This window comes from Gemmobacter sp. (assembly GCF_016792925.1).
Taxonomy (GTDB): domain Bacteria; phylum Pseudomonadota; class Alphaproteobacteria; order Rhodobacterales; family Rhodobacteraceae; genus Gemmobacter.
In genome coordinates, this window is record NZ_JAEULU010000179.1 from 1 (window position 1) to 7,808 (window position 7,808).

Below are 7,808 nucleotides of genomic sequence, written 5' to 3' on the forward strand. Positions count from 1 at the left end.
CGGCCAGCGCCCGCCCTGCGGGGGGCGGGTGCTTCACACCCGCCGGGCGGGCGCGGGCCTCTCGGTCATGGGTTCAAGCGGGTCTTGCGAGGATGTTCTTACAGGGCCGGAGAAACGCGCTGCGTTTCCTATTTCCGGCCCCGGTAGCTTGGCCGAGGCCATCGCCGAGGTCATGTGGAAGCGTTCCCGCGTTTGGGCCGGTGGCCCAAAGCCAACGGATGAGCCGCCCGCCCTGCGGGGGGCGGGTGCTTTGCCCCCACCGGGCGGGCTCTGGCCTCTGTCAGGTCTTCTGGCCCGGTCTTGTGGCGACGTGGCGCGGCGGGCGGGGAAACGCGATGCGTTTCCAGATCCGCCCGCAATAGCGCGTCAGCGCAGATAGTCCTGCAAGGTCGCCGCCGTGCCTTTGACCCACAGGCTGTTCAGCCACTGCGCGAAATCGGCGGCAAATTCGGCATCTTCGGCCAGATCGCCATAGATCGTGCGCTGGCCCAGCCAGACGGCCGGGTCATTTTTCGCAGCCAGGGCCAGCGGTTGCAGCACGTCCCAGTTCGGGTCATTCGGCTCGATCACCGCGCCGCTGTCTGACACACCGGCGCAATAGCGGCACCACATGGCCGAGACCAGCGCCAAGCCCCGCGCCGACTGACCCGCCGCGCGGCGGTCGCGCACGGAAGGGATGATGAACTTCGGCTGCCGGTTCGAGCCATCCAGACACAGCCGCCGCTCGGTATCCGCGACCTCGGGGTTGGAAAACCGCGCCCGGATCAGATCGTAATAGGCCGGGATCTCGGTATCCGGCACCTGCGGCACGCAAGGGATGACCTCCTCGCGCTCCACCTTGTCCAACAGGCCAAGGATCAGCGGGTTCGCCATCGCCTCATGCACCAGCTCGATATCCATCAAGCCGCCGGGATAGGCGATGATCGCGTGCCCGCCATTCAGGATGCGGATTTTCATCATCTCATAGGCATGAACGTGATCCGAGAAGGTGACGCCCACCTCTTCCAGCGGCGGGCGGCCGGTGGGAAAGCTGTCTTCCACCACCCATTGCCGGAACGGCTCGCAGGTCACCGGCACCGGATCGGCAAGACCGAAACTTTCGGCCAGCGCCCGCTCGCGCGGGCCGGTCGCGGGGGTGATGCGATCCACCATGCCATTGGGGAAGGCGATATGGGTGTCGATCCACTCGGCCAGCGCGGGGTCGGACAGGCGGGCAAGGCCCACCACGGCGGCGCGGGTGACATGGCCGTTGCCGGGCAGGTTGTCGCAACACATCACGGTGAAGGGCTGGACCCCCGCCGCGCGCCGGGCCTTGATGGCGGCCAGAATGGCGCCAAAGGCGGTGGCGGGCGCATCCGGGTTGGCGGCATCGGCCTGAATCTCCGGCGCCGTCGGGTCAAACGCGCCGGTGGCGGCATTGATGAAATAGCCGCCCTCGGTGACGGTCAGGCTGACGATCCTGATTTCGGGGCGCGACATGGCGGCGATCAGGCTGGCATTGTCGGCCTCGACGGGCAGGAAGTCGATCATGGCGCCGATGCGACGGCAGGTCTTGCCCTGCGGGTCCAGCTCGATGACGGTGGACAGGCAATCCTGCGCCTTCAGGGCCTCGCGCATCCGGGCATCGCCCGCCCGGACACCTGCCCCGATGATGGCCCAATCCTGGCCCAGGCCCTTGGCGAACAGATCATCCAGATAGACCGCCATATGGGCCCGGTGAAAATTCCCCAGCCCGATGTGAACAATGCCGGGCGTCAGCTTGCTGCGGTCATATTCGGGAAGGGCGACGGAGGGAGCTTGTGCGGTCATGGTCATGCCATCCAGTTGCCGCCGTCGACCCCGAAGGTCTGGGCGCAGATGTAATCAGCCTCGGGCGTGGCGAGGAAGATCGCCATGCCGGTGAGATCGGCGGCGGTGCCCATGCGCCCAAAGGGCACGGCTTCGCCGACGATGCGCTTTTTCTCGCCCAGCGGGCGGTTTTCATATTTGGCAAACAGGCTGTCGACGTGATCCCAATGCTCGCCCTCGACCACGCCGGGGGCGATGGCATTCACATTGATGCCATGGGCGATCAGGTTCAGGCCGGCGCTTTGCGTCAGGCTGATGACGGCGGCCTTGGTGGCGCAATAGACGCCCACAAGGCTTTCGCCGCGCCGCCCGGCCTGCGAGGCCATGTTGATGATCTTGCCGCCTGTGCCTTGCGCGATCATCTGTTTCGCGGCCGCTTGCAGGCAGAACAGCGTGCCTGCCACGTTGACCGCAAACAGGCGGTCATAATCGGCGCGGGTGACCTCGACGATGGGTTGCGCAGTAAAGAGCGCCGCGTTGTTCACCAGAATGTCCAGCTTGCCCAGCTTGCCGACAGCCTCGGCAAAGCCCGCCTCGATCGAGGCCTGATCGGCCACGTTCATCTGCACCGCCACGGCCTGCGGTCCAAGGCCGGAGGCGGCGGCTGCCGCCGCCTCCGCGTTGATGTCGGCCAGCGCCACACGGGCGCCCTCGGCGATATAGGCGCGGGCAAACTCCAGCCCGATGCCGCGCGCGGCGCCCGTGATCAGGGCGGTCTTGCCTGCCAGCCGCATCAGAGCGCCAACCCGTCCGGGCCGAAGCGGTAAAGCTTGTCGGCAGGGGCATGCAGGCGGATGGTCTGGCCGTGATGCAGGCCCCGTTCGCCCGGCACCCGCACCGTCAGATTGCCCACGCCCGCCACCTCGACCTTGAGGAAGGTGTCAGAGCCCAGATGCTCGGCCAGACCGATCACGCCCTCCCAATCGCCGCCGCCGACCTCGATATGTTCGGGACGGATGCCAAGGGTGGTGCAGCCGTGTTTGGCAGCCTCGGCCCCGGTGATGAAGTTCATCTTGGGGCTGCCGATGAAACCGGCGACAAACAGGTTGCGCGGGCGGTGATACAGCTCCAGCGGGCTGCCGACCTGCTCGATATTGCCGGCATTCAGCACCACGATCTTGTCGGCCATGGTCATGGCCTCGACCTGATCATGGGTCACATAGATCATGGTGGTCTTAAGGCTTTGGTGCAGCTCGCTGATTTCCTGCCGCATGGTGACGCGCAGCGAGGCGTCGAGGTTCGACAGCGGTTCATCGAACAGGAAGGCCGCCGGTTCGCGCACGATGGCGCGGCCAATGGCCACCCGCTGCCGCTGGCCGCCCGAAAGCTGGCCGGGACGACGATCCAGATAATTGGTCAGGTTGAGGATGCGCGCGGCATTCTCCACCTTCCGGTCCTGCTCGGCCTGCGGCAGCTTTGCCATTTTCAGCGGGAAGGCGATGTTCTTGCGCACCGACATATGCGGGTAAAGCGCATAGGACTGGAACACCATGGCGAGGCGGCGTTCCGCCGGGGCGGCATCGGTGGCATCGCGGCCATCAATGGTGATCTTGCCGGAACTGATGTCCTCCAGCCCGGCGATCAGCCGCAGCAGGGTGGATTTGCCGCAGCCCGACGGCCCGACGAAGACGACAAATTCGCCGTCATTGATTTCCAGATCCAGCGGCGGGATGACATTCACATCGCCAAAGGTCTTGGTCACTGCGGAAAGGGTGATATTTCCCATGGGGTTACCTCACTTCACCGCGCCAAAGGTCAGGCCGCGGACGAGTTGTTTCTGGCTGAACCAGCCAAGGATCAGGATCGGGGCGATGGCCATGGTCGAGGCCGCCGAGAGTTTCGCGTAGAACAGCCCCTCGGGAGAGGAATAGCTGGCGATGAACTGGGTCAGCGGGGCCGCGGCCTTGGTGGTCAGTTGCAGGGTCCAGAAGGCCTCGTTCCATGCCAGAATGATGTTCAAAAGCATGGTGGAGGCGATGCCCGGCACGGCCATCGGGGTCAGGATGTAGAGGATTTCCGAGCGCAGCGTGGCGCCATCCATCCGCGCCGCCTCAAGGATCTCGCCGGGGATTTCCTTGAAGTAGGTATACAGCATCCAGATCACGATCGGCAGATTGATCAGCGTCAGCACCACCGTCAGACCGGCGCGGCTGTCCAGCAGGCCAAGGTCGCGGAACAACAGATACATCGGCACCAGAACGCCCACGGCGGGCATCATCTTGGTCGACAGCATCCACATCAGCAGATCCTTGGTGCGCTTGCCCGGCACAAAGGCCATGGCCCAGGCGGCAGGCACCGCGATGACCAGCGCCAGCAGGGTGGAGCCGACCGACAACACGACCGAGTTCCAGAAATGCAGCGCATAGTTGGAGCGTTCCTGCACCTCGGCATAGCTGTGCAGCGTCCAGCCCGAGGTCAGCACCTCCAGCGGCGCCTTGATCGCATCGCCCTCGGTCTTGAAGGACAGGATGATGATCCACAGGATCGGGAAGAAGATCAGGAAGCCGATGGTCCAGGCGGCAACCGTCACCACGGATGTCTTGAGGGATGAGGATTTGCGGGCCATGTCTCAGCTCTCCAGATTCTTGCCGATCATGCGCATCAGGAAGAAGGCAACGATATTGGCGAGGATGACGGCGACGATGCCGCCCGCGGAGCCGCCACCCACGTCATAGTTCAGCAGCGATTGCTGATAGACGAGATAGGGCAGGTTGGTGGAGGCCGTGCCGGGGCCACCATTGGTGGTCACAAGGATTTCGGCAAAGACCGACAGCAGGAAGATGGTCTGGATCAGCACCACCACCGTGATCGAGCGCGTCAGATGCGGCAGGGTCAGATAGATGAACCGGTTCATCCAGCTGGCGCCATCCATCTCGGCGGCCTCCATCTGCTCGCGGTCCAGGGATTGCAGCGCGGTCAGCAGAATGAGGGTGGCGAAGGGCAGCCAGCTCCAGGCGACGATCAGGATGATCGAGGCCAGCGGGGCCTGGCTCAGGAAATCGAAGGGTTGCAGGCCAAGGGTCTTGGCCAGATGCGCGAACATGCCATTCACGGGGTTCATGAACATGTTCTTCCAGACCAGCGCCGAAACGGTGGGCATCACGAAGAAGGGCGCGATCACCATGACGCGCACGATGCCTTGCCCCTTGAAGGGCTGATCCAGCAACAGGGCCAGCAGGATACCGCCCACAACCGTGATTAGCAGCACGCCCCCCACCAGCAAAAGCGTGTTCAGCAGGGCCGCGCCAAAGGCCGGTTGCACAAGGAAATAATAGTAATTGTCAAAGCCGGTCCAGCTCTCCATGCCGGGCATCAGCAGGTTGTAGCGCAGGAAGCTGAAGTAAATGGTCATCCCGAGCGGCACGATCATCCAGAGGAAAAGCAGGATGACGGCAGGGGATACCATAAGGCGTGCAGCCGTCCGGGAGTGTTCGGTCGCCATGGCATGTCCTGATGGAAGGGGGAAAAGGAATGGGCGGGGCCGCGGATTTGAGAGGGCGGCCCCGCCCGGGAGGAACGAAACTGGTCAGGGTTTCGTTACTTCATGTGACCGCAGCGCTTACTTGATATAGCCCGCGCGGGTCATTTCGGTGGTGACGGCGGCCTGAGCCTGCGCCAGCGCATCGTCAGCCGTGCTGGACCCTGCCAGCGCCGCCGAGAACAATTGGCCCACCATCGTGCCAAGGCCCTGGAATTCCGGGATGGCGACGAATTGCACGCCGACATAGGGCACCGGGTCCACGGTCGGTTTGGTCGGGTCTGCCGCGTTGATGCTGTCCAGCGTCATCTTGGCAAAGGGCACTTTCTGGTATTCGGGGTTCTCGTAAAGCGAGGTGCGGGTGCCCGGAGGCACGTTGGCCCAGCCCTCTTTCTCGGCCACGAGGGCGAGATATTCCTTCGAGGTCGCCCAGGCCACAAAGGCCTTGGCGGCATCAACCTTCTGCGAGCCCGCCGGAATCCCGAGGTTCCAGGCCCAGAGCCAGTTGCCGCGCTTGCCCAGACCATTGTCGGGGGCGAGGGCAAAACCGACCTTGTCGGCCACGGTGGATTCCTTGGGGTTGGTCACGAAGGACGCCGCCACCGTGGCGTCGATCCACATGCCGCATTTGCCCTGCTGGAACAGCGCAAGGTTTTCGTTGAAGCCATTGTTCGACGCGCCGGGCGGGCCGTAATTGGTCATCAGGTCGAGGTAGAAGTTCAGCGTGTCTTTCCAGGGCTGCTGGTCGAACTGGGGCTTCCAGTCGGCATCGAACCACTTGGCGCCGAAGGAGTTGGACATGGCGGTCAGGAAGGCCATGTTCTCGCCCCAGCCCGCCTTGCCGCGCAGGCAAATGCCATAGATTTCGGCATCCTTGTCGGTCATCTTGGCGGCAGCGTCCTTGATGAAGGCCCAGGTCGGGGCCTCGGGCATGGTCAGGCCAGCCTTCTCCATCAGGTCGGTGCGATACATCACCATCGAGCTTTCGCCATAGAAAGGCGCCGCCACCAGATTGCCGTCAACGGTCAGGCCGCCGCGGATGGCGGGCAGCAGATCGTCCACGTCATATTCGGCGGGCAGGTCGTTCAGCGACACCAGCCAGCCTTGCTTGCCCCAGATCGGCGCCTCATAGGTGCCGATGGTCATCACGTCGAACTGACCGCCCTTGGTGGCGATGTCGGTCGTGACCTTCTGGCGCAGGATGTTTTCTTCCAGCGTCACCCACTCGACCTTGATGTCGGGATGCTTGGCGTTGAAATCATCCATCAGACCCTGCATGCGGATCATGTCGCCGTTGTTCACGGTCGCCACGGTGATGGTGGTTTCGGCCAGCGCCGCGCTGGCAAGGGTGAGCGCAACAGTCGCGCCCAGCATGGCGCGGTAAGTCATGGTCATCAGTGATCCTCCCTGTATGCGTGAGCAAATCATCGCATTGCGGGTAAATGCTCACATGAGGGCAGAATCGTCAAGCCCCCGCTTCCGCCGCATCTGCGAAGGTCAGGGGCGGGTCAGCAGGGCCTCGGCCGTGGGGGCGTCGGTCACCAAGCCGTTGAGAATGCGGGATTTCAGCGCGCCGCGAATCGCCTGCACCTTGGATGCGCCCGCAGCAATGCCGATGGCGGGGCGCGCAAGGCCCGGCTCCACCCGCACGCCGCCGGTGCGGGTGTTGATGCCCAGATCCAGATAGCGCCCCTCCGAATCGAAGACCCAGCCCGCCACCTCGCCCACGGCGCCGGCGGTCTGCATCTGCGCCATCTCGGCCTCGGAGGCGAAGCCGTCCTTGCGCAAGGGCGCATCGGCAGACATCTGCCCCACGCCGACAAAGACCACATCCGCCGCCCGCGCCAGCTCCAGCACGCGCTGCACCGGGGGCAGGGCGTGGAAGGCCGCGCGCTCTGCCGCAGTATGAGAGATCACCGGCACCAGCATCGGGTAATGCGGGGCGCGCACCTTGTCGGAAATCCGCATGACCACATCGAAGAACGAGGCCGAGCCGTCGGGGGCGATATTGCCAATGAGCGACACGAGGCGATGTTGCGGCGCCTCCAGCGGCGCCATGGCATCCACCAACCCGCGCAGCGCCCGGCCCGTGCCAAGCCCGATCACCAGAGGGTCCGCCATGCGCAGGAACCGCTCCAGCTCCGCCGCCGCCGCCGAGGCGATGCCAAGGCCGGGATCGGCGCCCGCACCCAGCCCCGGCACCACGCGCACGCGGCCAAGCCCGTAGCGGTCGCGCAGCGCGGTTTCCAGATCAATGCAGGCCCCGATCCGGTGGTTCAGCCGCACCTGAATAAGCCCGTCCGCCATGGCCCGGCTGACCAGCCGCTGCGCGCGCTGGCGCGACACGCCCATCTCGGTGGCAATCTGGTCCTGGGTCATCCCCCCCACATAATAAAGCCAGCCCGCGCGGGCGGCCTCATCCTCGACAGTGGGTTCGGGATCGGCTTTCAGGCTGGGCGCACGGCTCATGGCTGGCCTCGGA

7 protein-coding genes are annotated in these 7,808 nt (G+C 64.6%); all 7 read right to left on the reverse strand.

What is annotated here, in order from left to right; genetic code table 11:
- Nucleotides 1–366: 366 nt before the first annotated feature.
- Nucleotides 367–1,809: a mannitol dehydrogenase family protein gene (locus tag JNN06_RS08400; protein WP_291239138.1), complete on the reverse strand. Its 1,443-nt coding sequence runs from the start codon at nt 1,807–1,809 to the stop codon at nt 367–369.
- A gap of 2 nt (nt 1,810–1,811) precedes the next feature.
- Nucleotides 1,812–2,582, reverse strand: a complete 771-nt coding sequence (locus JNN06_RS08405; RefSeq protein ID WP_291239139.1) for an L-iditol 2-dehydrogenase — start codon at nt 2,580–2,582, stop codon at nt 1,812–1,814.
- Nucleotides 2,582–3,574 (reverse strand): ABC transporter ATP-binding protein, encoded by a 993-nt coding sequence (locus tag JNN06_RS08410; protein WP_291239140.1) that lies wholly within the window; start codon nt 3,572–3,574, stop codon nt 2,582–2,584. The genes JNN06_RS08405 and JNN06_RS08410 overlap by 1 nt, the downstream gene beginning before the upstream one ends.
- 9 nt (nt 3,575–3,583) lie before the next feature.
- Nucleotides 3,584–4,414 (reverse strand): carbohydrate ABC transporter permease, encoded by an 831-nt coding sequence (locus JNN06_RS08415; RefSeq protein ID WP_291239141.1) that lies wholly within the window; start codon nt 4,412–4,414, stop codon nt 3,584–3,586.
- Between the two features lie 3 nt (nt 4,415–4,417).
- Nucleotides 4,418–5,290, reverse strand: coding sequence for a sugar ABC transporter permease (locus JNN06_RS08420; RefSeq protein ID WP_291239142.1), 873 nt, complete (start codon nt 5,288–5,290; stop codon nt 4,418–4,420).
- Nucleotides 5,291–5,407: 117 nt separating this feature from the next.
- Entirely contained in the window at nt 5,408–6,721 is a 1,314-nt protein-coding gene (locus JNN06_RS08425; protein ID WP_291239143.1) for a sugar ABC transporter substrate-binding protein, read from the reverse strand.
- A 102-nt stretch (nt 6,722–6,823) separates the two neighbouring features.
- Complete coding sequence (locus JNN06_RS08430) at nt 6,824–7,795, reverse strand: sugar-binding transcriptional regulator (RefSeq protein ID WP_291239144.1); 972 nt, start codon at nt 7,793–7,795, stop codon at nt 6,824–6,826.
- Nucleotides 7,796–7,808 lie beyond the last annotated feature (13 nt).